Below are 579 nucleotides of genomic sequence, written 5' to 3'. Positions count from 1 at the left end.
GAGCTGTCTTCAGTCTGATCATTCTCTTCCAGCTTTGATAGATAACCATCCAAGAGCTCTTCCATGTGAGTTATTCTGGATGCTATTATTGTGTCCGTCCATATCTTTTCCTTGGATGTACAAGCTTTCACTTTGGTCCCGTCAAAAATAATCTTGTTGCCTTCAATATAACCTTCCTTTTTTAGAAAATTACGAAAGCCTAACGTCATCTCTCTGATCGCATTCCCATTATCCTTTCGGTAGTCCGAGATTGTCTTGAAATCAGGATGAAGATCACACATAAGCCATTTTAGTTCTATGTTGCGATAGGTCTCTGTTTCTAAACGACGACTACTGCTGATACGGTTCAAATAACCGTATAAATACAATTTTAAGAAAAGAGTCGGATGATACGACTTTCTTCCTCGAAGTGATTGACCTTTATAAATATATTGTGCGGGATCCTTTTGATACAATAAATCTACCAACTTATCTATCAATCTAACCGCATTCTCCGGCGATATACTATCTTCAAGACTCGTGTACAACTGGAGTTGATTACGATCTGTTCCTGTTATATAGTGCATAGTTCTTATTTTT

The 579-nt window shown here is 37.5% G+C and carries 1 protein-coding gene; it reads right to left on the bottom strand.

Annotated elements, in window-relative coordinates; all coding sequences use genetic code 11:
- Nucleotides 1–566: transposase (locus tag DWU89_RS20485; protein WP_147292178.1), on the bottom strand; the 566-nt coding region annotated here is incomplete at its 3' end.
- Between the last annotated feature and the right edge of the window lie 13 nt (nt 567–579).

This window comes from Parabacteroides acidifaciens (genome assembly GCF_003363715.1).
GTDB classification, from domain to species: Bacteria; Bacteroidota; Bacteroidia; order Bacteroidales; family Tannerellaceae; genus Parabacteroides; species Parabacteroides acidifaciens.
Note: the sequence above shows the minus strand (reverse complement) of the source record. Positions and strands in the feature narration are given on the sequence as shown.